This window comes from Actinosynnema sp. CA-299493 (assembly GCF_050946825.1).
GTDB lineage: Bacteria > Actinomycetota > Actinomycetes > Mycobacteriales > Pseudonocardiaceae > Actinosynnema.
The window spans coordinates 5,141,887-5,161,014 of the sequence record NZ_CP191993.1 but is presented as its reverse complement, the minus strand read 5'-3'; the positions used below and the strand labels follow the sequence as shown (position 1 = coordinate 5,161,014).

18 protein-coding genes are annotated in these 19,128 nt (G+C 73.0%); 13 read left to right on the top strand and 5 right to left on the bottom strand.

Annotated elements, in window-relative coordinates:
* Positions 1-258: 258 nt before the first annotated feature.
* From ACQPYE_RS21445 to trpB, 3 genes are read right to left on the bottom strand one after another with little or no spacing between them, the layout of a single operon-like run.
* Positions 259-1,038, bottom strand: a complete 780-nt coding sequence (locus ACQPYE_RS21445) for a GntR family transcriptional regulator (protein ID WP_498713803.1) — start codon at positions 1,036-1,038, stop codon at positions 259-261.
* Between the two features lie 19 nt (positions 1,039-1,057).
* A complete protein-coding gene (trpA, locus tag ACQPYE_RS21440; RefSeq protein WP_498713802.1) occupies positions 1,058-1,843 on the bottom strand; it encodes a tryptophan synthase subunit alpha in 786 nt (261 codons plus the stop codon).
* Positions 1,840-3,006, bottom strand: a complete 1,167-nt coding sequence (gene trpB / locus ACQPYE_RS21435) for a tryptophan synthase subunit beta (protein WP_498722958.1) — start codon at positions 3,004-3,006, stop codon at positions 1,840-1,842. Before trpB ends, trpA begins: the two co-directional genes overlap by 4 nt.
* Positions 3,007-3,432: 426 nt before the next feature.
* On the opposite strand from trpB, the gene ACQPYE_RS21430 reads away from it, so the two are divergent.
* Positions 3,433-4,875, top strand: a complete 1,443-nt coding sequence (locus ACQPYE_RS21430; protein ID WP_498713798.1) for a flavin monoamine oxidase family protein — start codon at positions 3,433-3,435, stop codon at positions 4,873-4,875.
* Positions 4,876-4,881: 6 nt separating this feature from the next.
* On the opposite strand, the gene ACQPYE_RS21425 is transcribed toward ACQPYE_RS21430, so the two are convergent.
* Both ACQPYE_RS21425 and ACQPYE_RS21420 read right to left on the bottom strand, forming a co-directional pair.
* Positions 4,882-5,511: a CG0192-related protein gene (locus tag ACQPYE_RS21425; RefSeq protein WP_498713796.1), complete on the bottom strand. Its 630-nt coding sequence runs from the start codon at positions 5,509-5,511 to the stop codon at positions 4,882-4,884.
* A 30-nt stretch (positions 5,512-5,541) separates the two neighbouring features.
* Entirely contained in the window at positions 5,542-6,369 is an 828-nt protein-coding gene (locus ACQPYE_RS21420; protein ID WP_498713794.1) for a GbsR/MarR family transcriptional regulator, read from the bottom strand.
* 220 nt (positions 6,370-6,589) lie between these two features.
* On the opposite strand from ACQPYE_RS21420, the gene ACQPYE_RS21415 reads away from it, so the two are divergent.
* The 12 genes from ACQPYE_RS21415 to ACQPYE_RS21360 all read left to right on the top strand — a co-directional run bounded on the left by ACQPYE_RS21415 (position 6,590) and on the right by ACQPYE_RS21360 (position 19,126).
* The gene (locus tag ACQPYE_RS21415; RefSeq protein WP_498713791.1) at positions 6,590-7,486 is read left to right on the top strand and encodes an ATP-binding cassette domain-containing protein; all 897 of its coding nucleotides are present in this window, start codon (positions 6,590-6,592) and stop codon (positions 7,484-7,486) included.
* Positions 7,483-8,331: an ABC transporter permease gene (locus ACQPYE_RS21410; RefSeq protein WP_498713789.1), complete on the top strand. Its 849-nt coding sequence runs from the start codon at positions 7,483-7,485 to the stop codon at positions 8,329-8,331. The genes ACQPYE_RS21415 and ACQPYE_RS21410 overlap by 4 nt, the downstream gene beginning before the upstream one ends.
* A gap of 413 nt (positions 8,332-8,744) precedes the next feature.
* The gene (locus ACQPYE_RS21405; RefSeq protein WP_498713787.1) at positions 8,745-8,912 is read left to right on the top strand and encodes a thiazolylpeptide-type bacteriocin; all 168 of its coding nucleotides are present in this window, start codon (positions 8,745-8,747) and stop codon (positions 8,910-8,912) included.
* A 111-nt stretch (positions 8,913-9,023) separates the two neighbouring features.
* Positions 9,024-10,094 carry a lantibiotic dehydratase C-terminal domain-containing protein gene (locus ACQPYE_RS21400; protein ID WP_498713785.1) on the top strand — a complete coding sequence of 357 codons (1,071 nt, stop codon included), beginning with the start codon at positions 9,024-9,026 and terminating at the stop codon, positions 10,092-10,094.
* Positions 10,091-11,731: a hypothetical protein gene (locus ACQPYE_RS21395; protein WP_498713783.1), complete on the top strand. Its 1,641-nt coding sequence runs from the start codon at positions 10,091-10,093 to the stop codon at positions 11,729-11,731. Before ACQPYE_RS21400 ends, ACQPYE_RS21395 begins: the two co-directional genes overlap by 4 nt.
* Positions 11,728-12,024, top strand: a complete 297-nt coding sequence (locus tag ACQPYE_RS21390) for a hypothetical protein (RefSeq protein WP_498713782.1) — start codon at positions 11,728-11,730, stop codon at positions 12,022-12,024. Before ACQPYE_RS21395 ends, ACQPYE_RS21390 begins: the two co-directional genes overlap by 4 nt.
* Positions 12,021-13,136, top strand: a complete 1,116-nt coding sequence (locus ACQPYE_RS21385) for a hypothetical protein (RefSeq protein ID WP_498713780.1) — start codon at positions 12,021-12,023, stop codon at positions 13,134-13,136. The genes ACQPYE_RS21390 and ACQPYE_RS21385 overlap by 4 nt, the downstream gene beginning before the upstream one ends.
* A complete protein-coding gene (locus ACQPYE_RS21380; RefSeq protein WP_498713778.1) occupies positions 13,133-14,728 on the top strand; it encodes a thiopeptide-type bacteriocin biosynthesis protein in 1,596 nt (531 codons plus the stop codon). The genes ACQPYE_RS21385 and ACQPYE_RS21380 overlap by 4 nt, the downstream gene beginning before the upstream one ends.
* A gap of 16 nt (positions 14,729-14,744) precedes the next feature.
* Positions 14,745-15,647, top strand: a complete 903-nt coding sequence (locus tag ACQPYE_RS21375) for an aminoglycoside phosphotransferase family protein (RefSeq protein ID WP_498722957.1) — start codon at positions 14,745-14,747, stop codon at positions 15,645-15,647.
* Positions 15,648-15,919: 272 nt separating this feature from the next.
* Positions 15,920-17,233, top strand: a complete 1,314-nt coding sequence (locus ACQPYE_RS21370; RefSeq protein ID WP_498713776.1) for an ABC transporter substrate-binding protein — start codon at positions 15,920-15,922, stop codon at positions 17,231-17,233.
* A gap of 64 nt (positions 17,234-17,297) precedes the next feature.
* Positions 17,298-18,248, top strand: a complete 951-nt coding sequence (locus tag ACQPYE_RS21365) for a carbohydrate ABC transporter permease (RefSeq protein WP_498713775.1) — start codon at positions 17,298-17,300, stop codon at positions 18,246-18,248.
* Complete coding sequence (locus ACQPYE_RS21360) at positions 18,248-19,126, top strand: carbohydrate ABC transporter permease (RefSeq protein WP_498713774.1); 879 nt, start codon at positions 18,248-18,250, stop codon at positions 19,124-19,126. The genes ACQPYE_RS21365 and ACQPYE_RS21360 overlap by 1 nt, the downstream gene beginning before the upstream one ends.
* Positions 19,127-19,128: the final 2 nt, after the last annotated feature.

Genomic DNA, 19,128 nt, shown 5'->3' with positions numbered 1-19,128 from the left:
CCGGATCCCGACGCCGCGCCGTGGGCGAAATGACGTTGGTGGCCGGGCGGTGCGGTGACTACGGTTCGTCGGGTGGCCAGCCCCGAGTCGGACAGAGCGGAGCCGCCGATCGCCGGCGGCGAGCCGACCGGCCGGTGACCCACCGGTCCTGATCGCGATCGCCTCGTCGGCGGTCGGCACGCGCACGCACCTGATCGCGCACGCCGACCTCGGCCGCGCCGTGGGTCAGCGCCGTGCCGGCCGGGGCAGCGGTCGTCGTCATCGGTGTTCGTAGGCGAGGTTCGTCCCGGTCACCGCGCGTTCCGCGGTGATCACCGTGTCGCCGACGAGCAGCGCGCGGTCGTCCACCAACGGCGTGCCGTCCTCGCCCCGGCTGAGCCGGCTGCTCAACAGGGCCGGTGAGCCGGGCTCGCGCCGGAGCAGCCGGGCCTGCTCGGCGGTCAGCGCCACCGCCTGGATCGTCTCGCTGGCCTGCCGCACCGGTCGCCCCGACTCCTCCAGGAGCCGGTACAGCGACCGGTGGCGCAGGGTCTCCACGTCGTCGACGACCCCTGCCGGCAGGTAGGACGTCTGGAGCAGCAGCGGGACGGACGCGCCGGGGGAGGGCCGGGTGCTGCGCAGCCTCTCGACCGCCAGCACCCGGTCTTCCGCCTGGATGCCCAACCGCGCGCCCACGTCACCGGGCGGCACGACGAGCCGCGCGCCCAGCACCTCGGTCTCCAGCTCGATGCCCTGCTCGACCAGGTCCTGCGACAGGCTCCGCAACCCCGTGAGGCCGTAGGCGAACGCGGGCCGCCGCGCGAACGTGCCGACGCCGTGCCGCGTCTCGAGCAGCCCGTCCGACTCCAACGCCTGGATGGCCTGCCGCACCGTCATCAACGAGACGTCGAACTCCTCGCCCAGCTCCCGCTGCGCGGGCAGCGGCGCGTCCGCCGGGTACCGACCGTCCGCGATCCGGTCGGCCAGCACCCGGTAGATCGCCAGGTACTTGGGCACGCGCGGCCCGTGCCCGCGGCCCGTGCGCCGCCCGTCGTCCACCGGTGGGAACCCCCGACTCTCAACCTCCGACGGAGGATAGCGCCCGGCGGTACGCGGCCACCTCGTCCACGACGTCGGCGACCGGCGCGCCGTCGACCAGCATCCGCATCAGCACCGAGCCGATCACCACACCGTCGGCGTCCGCGCAGGCCTCCAGCGCGTGCTCGACCGTCGAGATGCCGAACCCGGTCACCACCGGCAGCCCGGTCATCCCCTTCAACCGCCGTGCGGTCTGCCGCGCCGTCGTGGCGAGGTCGGCGCGTTCGCCGGTGATCCGCATCGAGCTCATGCAGTACACGAACCCGGACGACGCCCGTGCGATCTCACGGCACCGGTCGTCGTCGCACGACGGCGCGGCCAGCAGCACCGCCGCGACCCCGGCCCGCGCCGCACTCGCCCGGTACTCCGCCGACTCCTCCAGCGGTAGGTCCGGCACGATCACCCCGCGCACGCCGACCGACGCCAGGTGGTCGAGGAACCCGCTCACGCCACGTTCGGGGGTCAACGTCATCGCCACGTTCGCGTAGGTCATGACGACCAGCGGCACGTCGACGTCCAGCTCGGCCAGCTCGTCCAACAACGGCCTCGGCCGGCCACCACGAGCGGCCGACAGGGCGGCCGCCCGCTGCACCGTCGGCCCGTCCAGCATAGGGTCGGAGACCGGCAGGCCGATCTCGACCGCGTCCGCGCCCGCCTCCGCCGCGCCCCGCACCAGGTCGAGCCAACCGGGCACGACACCGGCCATCACGTACGGGATCAACAGCGGCCCGCGCGCCTCCCGCAAACGCCGTTCCAACACGCTCATCGCAGGTGCTCCCTGATCTGCTGGACGTCCTTGTCACCACGGCCGGACAACGTGACCAGCACCGTCGACCCGGCCGCCAGCTCGCCGGTCGCGGCGGCGTCGACCACCCACGCCAGGGCGTGCGCCGATTCGAGCGCCGGGAGGATGCCCTCGGTCCTGGTCACGAGCTTCAACGCCCGCAGCGCCTGCTCGTCGGTCACGCTCGTGTAGTGCGCCCGCCCGGTCTCCGCGAGGTGCACGTGCTCCGGCCCGACGCCGGGGTAGTCCAGCCCGGCCGAGATCGACTCCGCTTCGAGCACCTGGCTGTCGTCGTCCTGCAGGAAGTGCGACATGAACCCGTGCAGCACGCCGAGCTTCCCCTTCCCGACCGCGCTGCCACCCGCCGCCTCCACGCCCACCAGCCGGACCGGCGTGTCCACGAACCCGGCGAACGTCCCCGCGGCGTTCGACCCACCGCCCACGCACGCCACCACGACGTCCGGCAACGCCGCGGGCAGCAGTTCGGCGCACTGGGCGCGTGCCTCGTCACCGATGACGCGCTGGAACTCCCGCACCACCCAGGGGTACGGGTGCGGGCCCATCGTGGAGCCGACGCAGTAGTGCGCGTCCTCGGTCTCGTTCACCCACGCGCGCAACGCACCGTTGGTCGCCTCCTTCAACGTGCCGACACCGCTCGCCGACGTCACCGGCACCACGTCGGCGCCGAGCAGCTCCATCCGGAACACGTTCGCCGCCTGCCGCCGGACGTCCGTGTGTCCCATGTAGACGGTGCAGTCCAGTCCCAGCAGCGCCGCCGCGGTGGCCGTGGCCACGCCGTGCTGCCCGGCCCCCGTCTCCGCGATCAGCTTCCGCTTGCCCATCCGCCGGGCGAGCAACGCCTGGCCGAGCACGTTGTTGATCTTGTGGGACCCGGTGTGCGCCAGGTCCTCGCGCTTCAGCAGGACCCGCACGCCCAGCGCCCCGGACAGCCGCGAGCACTCCGTCAACGGCGTCGGCCGGCCCACGTACGTCGTGAGCAACCGCCGGTACTCCGCCGTGAACGCGGCATCGGCCCACGCCTCGCGGAACTCCGCCTCCACCGCCCGTGCGGCGGGCACGAGCGCCTCCGGCAGGTAACGCCCGCCGAACCTCCCGAACCGACCGGCCGCGTCGGGTGCGCGCATCCCGCCGGTCCTCAGCACCTCATCGACTGACACTTCTAGAACTCTAGAACTCTTCGGGTCAAGTGGCAAGCGTCGCTCGACCCCCGGTCTGCTCCGCCGCCGCCGTGGTGGCCCACCCGGGCACCGCGAGTCCGATGTGGACCTGAGTGGCAGGCGGTGGGTGATGTGCGCTCCGCACTTCGTCGGAATAGTCACTCGACAGAGTGGCCGGACCACCCCATTCGGCCGTAGCCCGACACCTCACGACCCTGCAATTCCGCGCTTCCAGCACCGGATTCAGCGCATTCGGCGACGTTCTGCCTCACCCCATCAGGGCGTTGGCCACGGGTTTGGAGCCGAGTACGGTCGGATTACCGAGGATGGCCACCTCTTCTGTCACACAGTCCGCGGCACGACCGCGGTTCGACCGGATGTAGGTGGGTCCCGATGCCGTTGGACGTTCTCGAACTGCTCAAACAAGGCTTGCCGGACAGTTCCGCGCCACGGCGGCGCATCGTCGTCGTCGGTGCGGGAATGGCCGGGCTGACCGCGGCCATGCTGTTGAAGGAAGCCGGCCACGAGGTGACGATCCTAGAAGGCCAGAACCGGTTGGGCGGGCGCATCCTCACCCACCGCGGTTTCGCCGGGGACATGTACGGCGAGTTCGGCGCGATGCGGTTCCCGCAGCAGCACCCGCTCGTGTCGTGGCTGATCGAGGAGAGGTTCAAGCTCGCCACCAAACCGTTCCCCATGTACGACGAGGACACGTTCGTGTACCTCCAGGGGAAGGGCGTCCGGCGGCGGGACTTCAGCGCCGACCAGTTCTCGTTCGACCTGCGATCGGACGAGGCGGTGAGATCACCGCACGACCTGCTGCGGCACACCGTGCAGCCGCTGATCGACATCATGGAGCAGGAGGACGAGGCCAAGGCGTGGCACCGCCTGCTGACCGACTACGACCGGTACACGCTGCTCGGCTACCTCAAGGAGCGCGGCCTCAGCGACGGCGCGCTGTCCATGCTCGGGCCGCTGTTCAACCTGGAGGGCCGCTACCACTTCTCCCTGGTCGAGTGGTTCTCCCACTTCTACGAGGACGTCTTCGGCCACCTCGTCTACATCGTCGACGGCGCCGACTCGCTGCCGCGCGCGTACGAGTCGCTGCTGATGGACGACATCCGGCTCGGCGCTCTGGTGCACGGCGTCGACCAGGACGACAGCGGGGTCCGGGTGCACTACCGCGCCGGCCGTCGCACGCAGACGGTCGAGGCGGACGAGTGCATCGTGACGGTGCCGTTCGCGAGCCTGCGCCACATGGAGATCGAGGGCCTCGACCCGGACAAGTGGTACGCCATCCGCAACACCTACTACGGCCGGGCGCACAAGCTGTTCATGCAGTTCAGCGAACGGTGGTGGGAGACCTCGTACGGCATCACGCACGGCCTCACGGTGACCGACCTGGCGATCCGCAACATCGTCTACCCGCCGGCCGGTCAGGACACCCGGTACCGCAAGGGCGTGATGATCGCGTCGTACTGCTGGGAGCAGGACAGCATGCCGTACACGCCGCTGGCCGGCGAGGAGAGCGTGATGCAGGCGTTGGAGGACCTGGTCAAGATCCACCCGGAGGCCCGTGACACGTTCGAGTTCGGCGTCTACAAGGACTGGGCGCTCGACTGGTTCGCGTGCGGCATCGGCCCGCTGTTCCGGGCGTTCGAGATGAGCGAGACGTTCTACGAGGACGTGATCAGGCCGGTGAACCGGGTGTGGTTCGCCAACGACGCGTGCGACCGGCGGCACCGGCGGTGGGTGGAAGGCGCGCTCAAGGCGGCGGTGAAGAACGCCTACGCGATCCACGAAGGACTGCGCGACGAGATGCCCTGGAAGGACTGACCGGGCTCAGCGCGGCGTCGCGGAGGCCAGCGGCACCGGTGTCTCCTGGCCGGCCCACGTGCCGGTCAGGACGGCGCCGGTGAGGTCGCCGCCGGTGTCGAGGCGACGGCGGACGACCAACTCGACGGTCGCCGTCACGACCAGCGTCGGGTCGTCCTCGGTCACGCGCTCGACCGCACCCGCGGCGGGCGCCACGCCCTGCCCGTGCCCGGTCACGGCGATGCCCATGTTGGGGTCGCGGCGTTCGAGCCGGTCATCGAGCTGCACGAACTCCTCGACCTGGCCGGCCCCGGTGAGGATCGCCTCCGCGAGCGCCGCCACGTACACCGGGTCGCCGAACGCGTCGTAGACCCAGCGCTTGCCCAGCACCGAGTGCTCGGTGGTGCCGATCAGCCACTCGTCGCCACCGGCCAACGGCGCGTCGCGGTAGGTGAGGGGCACTTGGAGCACCGGCCCGTCGCCGACCCGCACCAGCAGGGTCTCGATCCCGACCTCGCCGGCCGGGTCGTCGAAGCGGTAGCTCGCCACCCGCGTCACCTCGCCGGTCGGCCCGGTGTGCCAGTCGCGGCCGGGCAGCCAGCCGGCCAGCAGCTCGACCTTGCCGGGGGTCACCGTCGCTCGGTGGATCAGGGCCATGCGGCCATCGTAACCGCAGAGATCAACGCCCTACCGCGTCACCTGCCCGGCGTCGCGCAGCGCCTCGGTGACGCGGTCCGGCGGCCAGCCCAGCCCGTCGGCGAGGCGGTCCGCGAGGTCCGGGGTGACGGCGCGGACGAGCGCGCCCAACACGGTCACCACGTCACCGGAGACCGAGCCGGGCCCGCCGGACATGTCGTCGCCGAGCTGGGCGAAGAACCGGCCCATCCGGTCCATCCGAGCGCCGGCGGGCGTGGCGGGATCGAGGACCTCGACCCCGCGTCGGGCCGTGTCGGCGAGCATCGCGTTGGTCCGGGCGCTCGTCAGCCAGGTCCGCAACCACACGTCGTCGTCGACGAAGTACCGCTCCCGCCGCCGGGCGTCGCGTTCGCGGCGCAGGATCTCCAGCCCTTCGAGGTAGCCGACCGCTTTGGAGACCGACGCCGGGCTGACCCGCAGCCCGCCGGCCAACTCGGCCGCGGTCAGCGCGCCGGCGTCGGTCGTGACCAGGCTCGCCAGCACGCGGGCGGCCATGCGCGGCAACCCCATCAGCACCATCAGCCCGGCGAACTCCTCCACGAACGCCGGCACCGCCGCCGGGTCGCGGCCTTCCGCACCGACGACGGCGGCGGGCTGTTCGTGGGGCACGGTGGACCTGCGCCGGCGGGCACGTCGCCGCGCCGCCTGGTGCGCGCGGTCGGCCCGGTAGTCACGGGGACCGCCGTTGCGGCCCACCTCACGGGTGACGGTGGACGTCGGCCTGCCCAGCCGCCGCGCGATCTCGGCATACCCCAGACCGCGCGTCAACCCCGACGCGATGTCACGGCGGTCCTCGTCGGTCAGCCTGCCACCCGGCATCGCCCGTCCTCTTCTCGTCGCTGACGCCAGTGTGCGTTCACCGGCAGCACGGTGCAACGAGCCCGGCCGGATCATTGCGTTCACCGCCAGGGCGGGTGCAATGATCGGAACTCGAATACCAGGTAAAACCCTTGAAGTGCCACTTCGGACATTGCCGGCGCACAAAAGGCAACGTAGCTTTCGCTCCCTCGTGAAGATCGACCGGAAGTCAGGGGGAGGAATGGCGAGCGAGCGAGTCGTGCTCGACGTCGACGGTCTGCGGATGCGCTACGGCACGACCGACGTCCTGCACGACGTCACGTTCCAGGTCCGCCACGGCGAGGTGCTGGCGCTGCTCGGCCCGAACGGCGCGGGCAAGACCACGACGATCGAGATCCTGGAGGGGTTCCGGATGCGCTCGGCGGGGCGGGTGTCGGTGCTCGGCGTCGACCCGGCCCACGCCGACGAGGAGTGGCGAGCCCGCGTCGGCGTCGTCCTGCAGTCCTGGCGCGACCACGGCAAGTGGCGCGTCCGCGAACTGCTCCAGCACCTCGGCGTCTACTACTCGTGCTACGCCACCGACCAGGTGTCCCGACCGTGGGACCCGGACGACCTGGTCGCGGCCGTCGGCCTGACCTCGCGGGCGAACGCGAAGATCCGCACGCTGTCCGGCGGCCAGCGTCGCAGGCTGGACGTCGCCGTCGGCATCGTCGGCCGGCCCGAGCTGCTGTTCCTGGACGAGCCGACCACCGGGTTCGACCCGGTCGCGCGGCGGGAGTTCCACGAGCTCGTGCACCGGCTCGCGGCCCGGGAGTCGACGACGATCCTGCTCACCACGCACGACCTGGACGAAGCCGAGAAGCTCGCCGACCGCATCGTCGTCCTCGACGGCGGCCGGGTCGTCGCCGACGGCACGGCCGACGAGCTGGCGCAGCGCATCGCGGGCGAGGACGAGGTCCGCTGGACCCACGCCGGGCAGCGGCACGTGCGGCACGTGCGGGAGTCCACGGGGTTCGTGCACGACCTGTTCCGCCGCCACGGTGACGGGATCACCGACCTGGAGGTCCGCCGGGCCTCGCTGGAGGACACCTACCTGTCGCTGGTGCGCCGGGTCGAGGCGGGAGGAGCGGCCCGGTGAACCCGATCACCACCGCGTTGCGCGCGGGCAGGCAGCGGGGCCTGATCGAGCTGCGGCAGTCGCTGACCAACGGCGCGGACCTGTGGAACCACGCGTTCTGGCCCGTGCTGATGCTCGTGGTCACGTTCTTCCTGCGTGACGTGTCGTTCGGGCGGACCGGGTTCTCCGTCGGCGCCCTCGCGCTGCCGGGCATCCTCGGCATGAACGCCGCGATGTCGATGGTCACCATGAGCCAACTGCTCACCGCCGACCGCGAGGACGGCACGCTGCTGCGGGCCAAGGCCACGCCGAACGGGGTGCTCGGCTACCTGGTCGGCAAGGTCGTGTCCGTGGCCGGCGGCCTCGTCGTGCAGCTGTCGATCTTCCTGATCCCGGGCGCGTTCCTCGTGTCCGGCCTGGTCACCGGCAGCGCCGAGGCGTGGCTGACCGTGGCCTGGGTGCTGGTGCTCGGCGTGCTCGCCGCCCTGCCCATCGGCGCGGTGCTCGGCTCGGTGTTCTCCAGCGCACGCGCCCAGGGCCTGCTCATCCTGCCGATCCTCGCCATGATCGCGATCTCGGGCGTCTTCTACCCGGTCACGGTCCTGCCGGGCTGGGTGCAGTGGGTCGCCCAGGTGTTCCCGGTCTACTGGCTCGGCCTCGGCATGCGCTCGGCGCTCCTGCCCGACGCGGCCGTGGCCGTGGAGGTCGGCCAGTCCTGGCGGCACCTGGAAACCGTCGGCGTGCTGGTCGCGTGGGCGGTCGTCGGCCTGGTCCTGGCGCCGGCCGTGCTGCGCCGGACGGCCCGTCGGGAGTCGGGGTCGAGCGTGGCCGAACGCCGGGAGAAGTCGCTCCGACGGGTCAGGTAGGTCGACGACCCCGCCGAGCGGCGAAGCGTGGTTCACCGGTCCTGGAAATCGGCGGAGGCGAGCGTGACCGGGGCCGGCGGTTCGGCAGCCCGCACCGTCGCGGCGGGGGCGTGGCGCACCGGCTGCGGCCGACCGGCGGTGAGCCGACCTCGCGCAGTGGCGCCTCGACCGGGTCGAACGGGGGTCGCCCGGATGCGGACGGGCGCCCACGCCGGCTCGGATCGTCCACCCGACCTGCGTGAACGGTGTGACCGAGGGCGGCTTCCACCATTATTCGACGGGTGCGGGAATTCTCGACGGCAGTCCACCACCGCGCCTCACGCGTCCGAAGCGGGACCGCAGCCTCGAATGCCAAACCCTTGTTGGCCGGAATCGGCGAACTTTAGCTTCGTCGTTCCCATAAGGAGGTGGATATGAACGAGTTCGACTTGACGTTCGACGCCGAGGACCTGGTCCTCGACGACCTCGCCGTCACCACGATGCGCGACACCGTCGCGCTGCCCGAGGGCGGCGCGTCGATCGGCGCCTCGTGCGGCAGTTCGTGTTGCTGCCAGCCGCAGTTGCCCCAACCGACCTTCTGAGGCCGGTCGCGGTTCACCGACGCCGGGGACGTCCGCGAGGGCGTCCCCGGCCCGGGACCACCCGGCGGCGGGTGGGGTCGTGCTGATCGCGGAAACCCATCGGAGGGCCTCGTGACCGATGTCGTCTGCTACTACCACGACGTGGTGAAGGCGCCCCTGCTCCGCGACGCCGTGCTGCCCGCGCTCGCGGAGGCCGAGGCCGCCGGCGCGCGTGGCCACGTGGAGCGGCACTGGTTGCACGGGCCGCACCTGCGGGTGCGCCTGGACCGGGAGACCGACCTGGTCGCCGAACGGCTGCGCGAGCACCTCGTGGCGCACCCCTCCACGGCGGGGACACCGCACGACGAGCTGCTGGCCCGGTCGCACCGCTACGGCGTGGCCGAGCTGGTCCCGCCGCCGTACGAGCCGATCCACCCGGACAACACCGTGGTGGTCGAACCGACCGACTACCGGGGCATTCGCGAGCTGCTCGGCTCCGACGTCCTGGTGGACCTGCGGGCCCGCGTGCTGCGCCTCGGTGTGCCCGCCGTGCGGGACGTGGTGGCCGCCGACGACACCACGGCCACCACGCGCGTGCGGGCCGTGCTGATCGCGATGGCCGCGCACGCGAGCCGCTACTCCGGTGGTCTGGAGCACGGCTACCACTCGTTCCAGTCCCACCTGGAGGACTTCCTGCTGCACAGCGACCCGGACGGCCGCCTGCGGTCCCGGTTCGACCAGGTGTGGGCGGACAACGCCGAGGGGGTCACCGAGACCGTCGCGGCCGTCGCCGAGGGCCGCCTGACCACGCCGTGGGCCGCGTGGACGATCGCGGCCCGTGAGCTGATCGAGGTCGTCTACGACAACGGCGACCTGCCCAGCGGCTACCACTCCCGCCACGGCGAGCGCGCGTTGGCGCTGGGGGAGCCGGAGGCCATCCGGCGGTGGCACCCCGACCACCGCGAGCACCACAGCGAGTACCACCGGCAGTTGCGGGCGGTGGACCTGGAGCACCCGCTGTACCGGCGGCCGTTCACCGTCTACCGGTTCGGCACCAACATGCTCTACCAGCTGCTCTCGGTGTGCGACGTGACGCCGGTCGAGCGCTACCTGGCCGCGAGCCTGGTCGCGAAGGCCGCGCAGCGGATCAGCGGGGTCGGCTGGTCCGAGCACATCGCGCGGATGGCGGAGGCCACCCGGTGACGATCCCGGTGAACGCCCCGGTGACCATCCCGGCGACCGAGTCAGCGGACGACCCGGTGGACGAGGTGCTGCTGCGCCTGCGCCCGATCGCGCACGTCACGCCGACCGCCACCGGGCTGCACGTGCGGGGCTGGCGGGCCGCCTTCGCCCTGCGGGGCGGCAAGGGGCTCTGGGCGATCTGGCAGCGCTTGGCGGGTCCGCTGACCGACGGGGTGCCGCCGGCGCGGTTGGCGGTGCCGGCGGATGCCCCGCCGGTGGTGGCCAAGGCGCTGGAGCTGATCATCGGCCAACTGCGCGAGCACGACCTGCTGGTCGAAGTGCCCGCGTCGTGGGCCGTGCGGTCGGGCGACCGCGGTGGGACGGACCCCGCGCCGCCGCCGGACGTCGCGAGTTGGCTGGAGTCCGTCGCGCCCGTGCCGCTGACGGCGTGGCGGCGGATGCGCGCCACCCCCGTCGCCGTGGTCGGCTCCGGCGCGCCGGCCGCCGCCGCGCACCGGACGCTGGTGGCCACCGGGCTGACGGCCGAGATCCGGCCGGGAGAGGGGCCGCTGCTGCTGGTCGCCGCCGGGCACGCGGTTGCCGCCGGGTGCGCGGCGGACGTGGGTTTCGTGGTGCGGCCCGGATCGACCGCCGCCGTGCTCGCCGATGCCGCCGCCGTGGCCGCGCGGCTGGGCGGCGAGCCCGGCACACCGCCGGAGGTGCTGGCCGCGCTGGTCGGGTCGGCCGCCGCGCACCGGCTGGTGTGCGCGGTGGGCGGGCTGCCGGACCCGTCCACCGAGGTGGTGAACCTCTGGTCCGACTCGCCGCCGCCCGACCCGCCGCACCAGCCGGTGCTGGTGGCGCGACTGGACCCGTTGCGGGCCGAGTACCACCCGTGGTTGTCGGCCGTGCGCCCCGGTGAGCCCGACGGCACGCTGGTGCGCGTCCTGGGCGACCCCGAACTGGGACCCGTGGCCGCGCCGGAGCCGGGATCGCTGCCGCAGTCGCCGGTGCGGCTGGCGGCGTCCGGGGACGTGGTCGGGTTCGGCACGACCGACCGCGCCGCCCGGCTGGACGCGGTGATCCGCGCGGCGCACCGGCTCGCGCCCGGCGGCGCGGTGCTCGGCGCGGACCGGCGGCACGCCGAGGGACTGGCCCTGCGCACGGCCGCACGCCGCCTGGGCGGGACGCCGGTGGCCGAGGACGAGTGGCTGACCGACCCCACCGCGCGGCGCTGGTGGAAGGCCGTGGTGCTGCGCTTCGCGCTGCCCGCGTCCGTCGAGGTGACCCGCCTGGCCGAGCGCGTGGTGCGCGCCCGCGTCCACGCCGACGGCCACGAGTTGTCGTGGGCGGTCGAGGCGTCGGCGGCCGACGCGGTGGCGTTCGCCGCGATGGCCGCCGCCGGCCGTGCCCAGGCGGGGCTGTCCGACACCGTCGTGCTGTCCGGCGCGGCCCCGGTGCCCGCGCCGGACGACGACGAAGCGCCGTGGACCGACCGCGACCGGCGGTGGCCGTTGGACGTGCGCGACGCCGAGGAGGGGTTGCAGGACGACCTGCGGCGTCTGCTGGGCGTGGCCGAGGTGAAGCCGGTGGGCCTGGGACCGGTGCTCGACGCGGCCGGCGTGGTGGGCCGCGCGGTGCCGGAGGTCGGCCGGTGAAGGTGGTGGAGCTGACCGGTCACGCGCTCGGCGACCTGGTGCGGATCGGCGCCGAGGACTCGCGGTTGGCCCGGCCGGACGGGAGCGCGGTTCTTCGAGGCGTGCACGTGCGCGAGTGGACCGCGCTGGAATCGGAGGTGACCGCGGTGGATCGGATCGACCCGGTGGTGCCGGACCGGTCGGGCTTCCGCTCGGCCGAGGTGATCGTTCCCGGCACGCTGCCGAGGACGTTCGGCGGGCTCGACCCCCGCACGCACGGCACCGGCCCCCTGCTGCCTCACCCGATCCCGTGACGGCCGCCGACGCGGTGGCCGCCGCCTACCGGCACGGACCCGGCCGGGTGGTGGAAACCGGGCCCGCGCCGCGTCCCGAGCCGATGCCGGGCCCGCGGACGCCGTTCGCGGCACTGGCCGCGCAGGGCCGGTTCGGGTCCGCGCTGGCGCACCTGCTGGCCGACGTGGTGACGCCGCTGCGGTGGGAGCCGTGGAACCAGTACAACGACCACCGCGGCCACCCCTCGGCCCGCGCCGCGTTCACCGTGGACGTCGTGCTGGCGGTGGGCTCCCGCCGCTGGCCGGTGGACCCGGTCCGACGGATCGTGGTCGGCGACGAACCGCCCGTGCCCGGCGGGTCGGTGCGGCTGGAACTGGTGCGCCGGCGCGACCGGCTGGCGGAGGGCTACGGCGAGTTCGGCGACGTCCTGACGGAGCTGGAGCTGGGCCACGTCGCGGCGGCGCTGGTCGAGCACGCGCCACGACTGGGCTTGCGGGCTCACGTCGACGGCACGGCGGTGGTCGTGTCGTCGTGGCAGGAGACCGGTCTACCGGCGGGTCCGTCGCCGGTGCGCGGCTCCGGGTTCGGCCCCCGGGGCATCTCCGCCGACTCGCGCCCCCTGCCGACGAGCGCCCTGCACGCGTTCGTCACGGCGATCACCCGTCCGCCCGCCGGCTCGCCGGTGCGCCACGACGTGCGACACCGGCTGGGTGTGCGCAACGTCGAGGGCGTGACCGACGGCTGGTACGAGCTGGACGGACCGCGCCTGGTCGGGGCCGCTGCGGCGCTGGAACAGGTGCGCGAGGTGTTCGGCCACCCGCCCGGCACGATCGACGTGGGCGCGATGAACCTGGCGCTGGTCACCACCGGCGACCCGGCGGCGGCCGTGGCCGCCGACGGCCCGGACGGCTACCGGGCGTTGCTGCGCGCGGCGGGCGCGGCGGCACAGCACGCCTGCACGGCGGCGGCCGGTGTCGGGATGTTCTGCCGCCCGGCCCGCAGCACCGCGGACGGCGCGCTGGAGGCCGCCGTCCGCGCGCCCGCTTCGCACGTGCTGCTCTACCTGCTCCTGGCAGGCCGTCCGCGCGGGGCCGGCTTCTCCTACGACCTGACGCCGTTGGAGGCGCGATGACCTGGACCGGCCTGCACGTGCGGTTGTCGTGGGCGGTCGAGCACGTGGACGCGTTCATCGCCGACGCGCTCGCGCCCGCGTTGGACGCGCACCGGGCGGGCGGTGGGCTCGCCGACTGGTTCTACCTGCGGTACTGGCAGACCGGGCCGCACCTGCGGGTGCGGGTCAAGGACGCGCGGGTCGGCCTGGCCGCCGAGCTGCGGGACCTGGTCGTGGCGGCGGGCTTCCCGGTGGTGGAGCCGGATCCGGACGCGTTCCACGCTTCGTTCGGCGCCCCACCGGGCACCTGGCTGCCGCACGGTGACGTCCGCGAGGTCGAGTACGAGCCGGAGGTGCACCGCTACGGCGGTCCGGAACTGCTGCCGCTGGCCGAGGACGTGTTCTGCCGCGGCACCGAGGTCGCGGCGGCCGTGCTGCGCACGGCACGCACCCCGACCGCGAAGGTGAACGCGGCGGTGGAGCTGGTGATGGCGACGACGCTCGCGATGAAGCTGGACCGGCTCGCCGCCTCGGCCTGGCTGCGGGCGCTGGCCGCGGGGTGGCGGCAGGCGCGCGAGCCGTCCACGCCGCCGACCGCGGCGTCCCACTTCGCCGCGCGCCGCCTGCACGAGGCGTGGGCGGCGGGGCTGAGCGCCCGGTGGGACCGGTTGTCGACCGGCGCGACGGGCGTGGTGGCCTACTGGATGGCGCAGGTCCGACCGGACGTGCCGCCGTACGTGTGGGCCTCGCAGCTGCACATGCTGCTCAACCGGCTGGGAATCGGCCCCGACGAGGAGCGCACCATCTGCTGGCTGGTCGCGGCCACCGCCGCCGCGCCGGACGGCCTGGCGCCGTTCCACGAGGACGGCGTGACCGCTGCGGACCGCCGGTACCTGGAGGCCAGCAGGTTCGTGCCGGGCGTGACCTCCCAGCTGCCGCGCGAGGACGCCGCGGTCGAGGCGCCACCGCTCTGGTCGGGCACCGTCGACCTGCCGCCCGGCGACGCGCCTTCCGGCTCGCTGGTGGAGGCGTTGCGGGTACGGCGCACCGGGCGTGGCGCCGAGCTGGGCGGCCCGCTGGATGCCGGGCGGCTGGCCACGCTGCTGTGGACCGCGCAGGGGGCGTTCGACGACGGCCACCGGCCCTACCCGAGCGCGGGCGCCCGGTACAGCGCACGGCTGCGGCTGGTGGCGTTGGACGTGACGGGGCTCGACGCCGGGGTGTACGACGTCGACGAGGTGGGTCGGCGGCTGGTCGTCGTGGCGCCGGCGCCGTCCACGGCGGAGCTGGCGGCGACCTCGATGTGGTTCGGCCCGGCGGAGGCCGTGCCCGGTGGGGTGGAGGTGGCCGGGCTGCCCGCGCTGCTGGGCCTGTACGTGCGGTTCGGCCCGCTGCGCCGGACCTACGGGCTGCGGGCGGCGAGGCTGGCGTTCGCCGAAGCCGGGCACCTGGCGCAGAACCTGGCCCTGGTCGCCGCGTCGGCGGGGCTGTCGCTGGGCGTGCTCGGCGGGTTCTACGACGACCTCGCGCACGACGTCTTCGTGCTGGACGGCGTGGACGACACGTTGGTCTACCTGCTGCCCGTCGGCTCGCCCAGCGGGTCGCGAGTGTGACGCTGTGGGCGTGGACATGCACACGGACCAGCTGACCATCTCGCCGGAAGTGGTGCGCGGGTTGGTGGACGAGCAGTTCCCCGAGTGGCGGAGCGCGCCGATCGCCGCCGTCGCCTCCGCGGGCACGGTCAACGCCATCTTCCGGATCGGCGACCGGTTCGCGGCCCGCTTCCCCCTGGTGCCCGGAGACGTCGAGTCGGTGCGGCGCCGGTTGGCGTCGGAGGCGGCAGCGGCGCGCGAACTGCTGGGCCGCACGCGCTTCCCGACCCCGGAGCCGGTCGCCTCGGGTGAGCCCGGCCCCGGCTACCCGCTCCCGTGGTCGGTGCAGACCTGGCTGCCCGGTGTCGTGGCCGCCGACGAGGACCCGGGCGGGTCGGTCGGGTTCGGGCACGACCTGGCCGAGTTCGTCGCCGGCGTGCGCGCGATCGACACCCGCGGCCGGACGTTCGGCGGGAACGGCAGGGGAGGGGATCTCCGCACGCACGACGGGTGGCTGGAGACCTGCTTCGCGCGCAGCGAGCGGCTACTGGACGTCTCGCGACTTCGCCGGGTGTGGGGCGACCTGCGGAACCTGCCCCGCCCCGCGACCGGCGACGTGATGTGCCACGGCGACCTGATCCCCGGCAACGCGCTGGTGTCCGCCGGGCGGCTGGCGGGAATCCTCGACGTCGGCGGCCTGGGCCCGGCCGACCCGGCCCTGGACCTGGTGGGCGCCTGGCACCTGCTCGACACCGGCCCCCGCCACGCGTTCCGCGCCGACCTCGGGTGCGACGACCTGGAGTGGGAGCGCGGCAAGGCGTGGGCGTTCCAGCAGGCGATGGGCCTCGTCTGGTACTACGTCGACAGCAACCCGTCCCTGAGCCGGATGGGCCGGCGCACCCTCGAACGCCTCACCGCCGACGCTGCTCGGCCGAGCTGAGCACTGCCACGAAATCCGACCGCAGGCCGCCGAGGCTCATGCGCAGATCAGCGCCCCTGTCGAAAACTTTCGGCACGACGATCGAGTGCGTGAGACCCGCCAGTGCCGCCGTAGCGCTTCGGCCTGCAAGAACGCATCGTTGACATCGGTGCGGCGAGTTGCCACCATCCCCGAAAAGGGTTTCGAGCGGCGTCCTCCTGAAGGACGCTCCCCGCCGGCGGGACCTTTCCCGACAGTCACCGAAGACAGTCGACACACCAGGAGAGCAACCCATGATCAGGACGCGAACGCGCGGCCGACAACGGCGTCTCGTCGCCGTCGCGACGGCCATCGTCACCACGGCCGCGCTCACCGCCTGCGGCGGCTCCGACGACGGCCCCGCCAGTGAGATCTCGGCGGGCGGCGTCGAAGGGGTCGACGACGGCGCCACGCTGACCCTGTGGACCCGGGCTCCGCTGGAGTTCCAGGCCAACCTGCTGGTCGAGGCGTACAACAAGACGCACCGGAACAAGGTCGAGCTGACCATCACCCCGAACGACGACTACGTCTCCCGGGTGGGCGCCGCCGCGGGCAGCGGCGACCTGCCCGACCTGTTCGCCGCCGACATCGTCTACGTCCCGAACTGGACGGAGGCGGGGCTGTTCGCCGACGTCACCGAGCAGGTCGAGCAGCTGCCGCACGCCGACGCGATCAACAAGGGGCACCTCGACGCGGGCACCCGCGACGGCAAGCGGCACGTCCTGCCGTTCGTGCTCGACCTGTCGGTGATGTTCTGGAACAAGGCGCTCTACCAGGAGGCCGGCCTCGACCCGGAGAAGGGCCCGGCGACGCTCGCGGAGTTCGCCGAGCACGCCAAGGCCGTGCAGCGGCTGGACAAGGAAGGCGTCTACGGCACCTCCTTCGGCGGCAACTGCGGCGGCTGCAACGTCTTCACCTGGTTCCCCACGATGTGGGCCTCCGGCGACGACCCGCTGCTCGACGGCGGCGCCAAGAGCGGCCTGGACAACCCCTCGGCCAAGCAGCTCTACCGCACCTGGCGCGACCTGTGGGCCTCCGGCGCGGTCGACCCGGCCGGCCGGGACGAGACGGGCGCCACCTGGGTGGCGGCGTTCCAGCAGGGCAGGATCGGGGTCATGCCGTACCCGGCGACCCTGCTGGCCACGGCGGACAAGACCGTCGACGTGGGCGTGGCGCCCATCCCCGGTGTCGACGGCGGCGGCTCCACCTTCCTCGGCGGTGACGGGATCGGCATCTCGAAGGACTCGAAGAAGGCCGCGCAGGCGTGGAACTTCCTGGCCTGGCTGATGTCGGAGGAGGCGCAGGTCGGCGTCCTGGCGGCCAACAACAGCTCGGTCGCCCGATCCGACCTCGCGAACAACGAGCACACCCGCGAGGACCCCCGCCTGCTGGCCGTCAACGAGGTCGCCGCGGCCGCGGACAGCCGCACGCCGATGGCGGTGAACTTCCAGCAGGCGTTCAACGCCGCCGGCAGCCCCTGGGTGACGCTGCTGCGCAACCAGGTGTTCGGGGACGAGGGCAGCCTGGCGGCGGACAACGCCGCGGTCTCGGAGGCACTGGGCCAGTAGGCCGCGCACGTGGCGCCTGACCCGGCAGGCGCCCTCCCGCCGTCCCCACAGAGTCGAGGATGCGATGCCCACCTCCCTCAAGCGAGTGCCCGCCCGTCCACCGGACCAGGTCGCACCCGCGCCGTCGCGCGGCCGTTCCGCCAAGTCCCGCCGGCGGCTGACCGGCTGGGCCTACGCCGCGCCGACCGCGCTGTTCGTGACCCTGTTCTTCGCCGTGCCCGTCCTGCTCGTCGGTCAGATGTCGATCTCGGACTGGGGCCTGTTCGCGGGCAATCGGGGGGTCAACCTCCCGGACAACTTCGTCGACGCCGTCGACCTGCGGCTGTTCTGGCCGGCGGTCCGGTTCACCGTGAAGTACACGGTGATCACCACCGTCATCCTGATCGGACTGTCGCTCGGGCTGGCGCTGCTGGTGCAGGAGTCGACCCGGTGGACGGGTTTCCTGCGCACGGCCGTGCTGGTGCCCAGCGCGCTGGGCCTGGCCTCCGCGTCGCTGCTGTTCTACGCGCTCTACTCGCCGCAGAGCGGGCCGTTCGGCGAGGTGCTGCGCGACGTCGGGCCGGCCGACGGCCCGATCTCGTTCCTGGGCACGCCCGACGCCGCGCTGTGGTCGACGGTCGGCCTGATCGTCTGGCGCTTCGCGGGTTTCTACATGCTGCTGCTGCTCGTGGCGCTGCAAGGCATCTCCACCGACATCTACGAGGCCGCCGAGCTGGACGGCTGCAACCGGTGGCAGCGGTTCACCAGGATCACGCTGCCGCTGCTGCGGTCGTCGCTGGCGATGTGCACGATCCTGTGCGTCACCGGGTCGCTGCTGGCGTTCGACCAGTTCTACATCCTGACCAAGGGCGGACCGGAGAACGGCACGATGACCATCGTCCAGCTGATCTACAACGCCGCCTTCCAGGGCGGCAACGACCTCGGGCTCGCCGCCGCGCTGTCGATCATCGTGCTGGTGGTGCTGCTGGTGTTCAACCTCGGGCAGTTCCGCTGGCTGCGGGGGAGGGACGCCTGATGGGCGCCACGCTCGACACCCGCCCCGTCCGGCCGACGCGCGACGGCCGGGGCACCTCGCTGCCCGGCTTCGTCGTGCGCACGCCGTACTACGTCATGACCGGCGGTCTGGCGCTGCTGTTCCTGTTCCCGATGGTGTGGGCGGCGGTCGCGTCCGTCTCACCGCAGGCGGGCACGGCGCAGACCGACGGCTGGGGCTTCGCCAACTACGGCACGCTCGTGGACTACCAGGCGGGGATCTGGCAGTACCTGCTCAACAGCGCGATCGTCTCCGGGCTCACGGTGCTCTTCACGGTGACGATCGCCCTGCTGGGCGGCTTCGCGTTCGCCCGGTTCGACTTCCCCGGCAAGAACCTGCTGTTCCTGGTGACGCTGGCGATCCTCATGGTCCCCTACGCCACCCTGCTCATCCCGCTCTACGTGCTGCTCAACGAGCTGGGCCTGCAGAACTCGCTGGTCGGCCTGGCGCTGGTGCTGACCATGTTCCAGCTGCCGTTCGCGACGTTCATGATGCGCATCTCCTTCGAGTCGCTGCCCAAGGAGCTGGAGGAGGCCGCGTTCGTCGACGGTTGCGGCACCTTCGCGGCCCTGCGCCGCGTGCTGCTGCCGGCCGTGCGGCCCGGGCTGGTCACGGTGGGCCTGTTCGCCTTCCTGGCGGCGTGGAACGACTTCATCACCCCGCTGGTGCTGATCAGCGACTCGGACAAGGTGCCGCTGCCGCTGGCGGTCGCCAACCTCCGCCAGCAGGTGATGGGTGTCATCGACTACGGCGCCACCGAGGCGGGCGTGGTCGTGCTGGCGGTGCCCTGCGTCTTCCTCTTCCTGGTCCTCCAGCGGCAGTACGTCCGCGGGTTCATGTCCGGCGCGTTCAAAGGCTGATG

Coding starts and splice junctions, on each gene's coding strand:
- ACQPYE_RS21375 (WP_498722957.1), top strand. CDS start 14,745: ATGCACACGGACCAGCTGACCATCTCGCCGGAAGTGGTGCGCGGGTTG.
- trpA (WP_498713802.1), bottom strand. CDS start 1,843: ATGAGCGTGTTGGAACGGCGTTTGCGGGAGGCGCGCGGGCCGCTGTTG.
- ACQPYE_RS21365 (WP_498713775.1), top strand. CDS start 17,298: ATGCCCACCTCCCTCAAGCGAGTGCCCGCCCGTCCACCGGACCAGGTC.
- ACQPYE_RS21380 (WP_498713778.1), top strand. CDS start 13,133: ATGACCTGGACCGGCCTGCACGTGCGGTTGTCGTGGGCGGTCGAGCAC.
- ACQPYE_RS21415 (WP_498713791.1), top strand. CDS start 6,590: ATGGCGAGCGAGCGAGTCGTGCTCGACGTCGACGGTCTGCGGATGCGC.
- ACQPYE_RS21405 (WP_498713787.1), top strand. CDS start 8,745: ATGAACGAGTTCGACTTGACGTTCGACGCCGAGGACCTGGTCCTCGAC.
- ACQPYE_RS21420 (WP_498713794.1), bottom strand. CDS start 6,369: ATGCCGGGTGGCAGGCTGACCGACGAGGACCGCCGTGACATCGCGTCG.
- ACQPYE_RS21360 (WP_498713774.1), top strand. CDS start 18,248: ATGGGCGCCACGCTCGACACCCGCCCCGTCCGGCCGACGCGCGACGGC.
- ACQPYE_RS21370 (WP_498713776.1), top strand. CDS start 15,920: ATGATCAGGACGCGAACGCGCGGCCGACAACGGCGTCTCGTCGCCGTC.
- trpB (WP_498722958.1), bottom strand. CDS start 3,006: ATGCGCGCACCCGACGCGGCCGGTCGGTTCGGGAGGTTCGGCGGGCGT.
- ACQPYE_RS21425 (WP_498713796.1), bottom strand. CDS start 5,511: ATGGCCCTGATCCACCGAGCGACGGTGACCCCCGGCAAGGTCGAGCTG.
- ACQPYE_RS21430 (WP_498713798.1), top strand. CDS start 3,433: ATGCCGTTGGACGTTCTCGAACTGCTCAAACAAGGCTTGCCGGACAGT.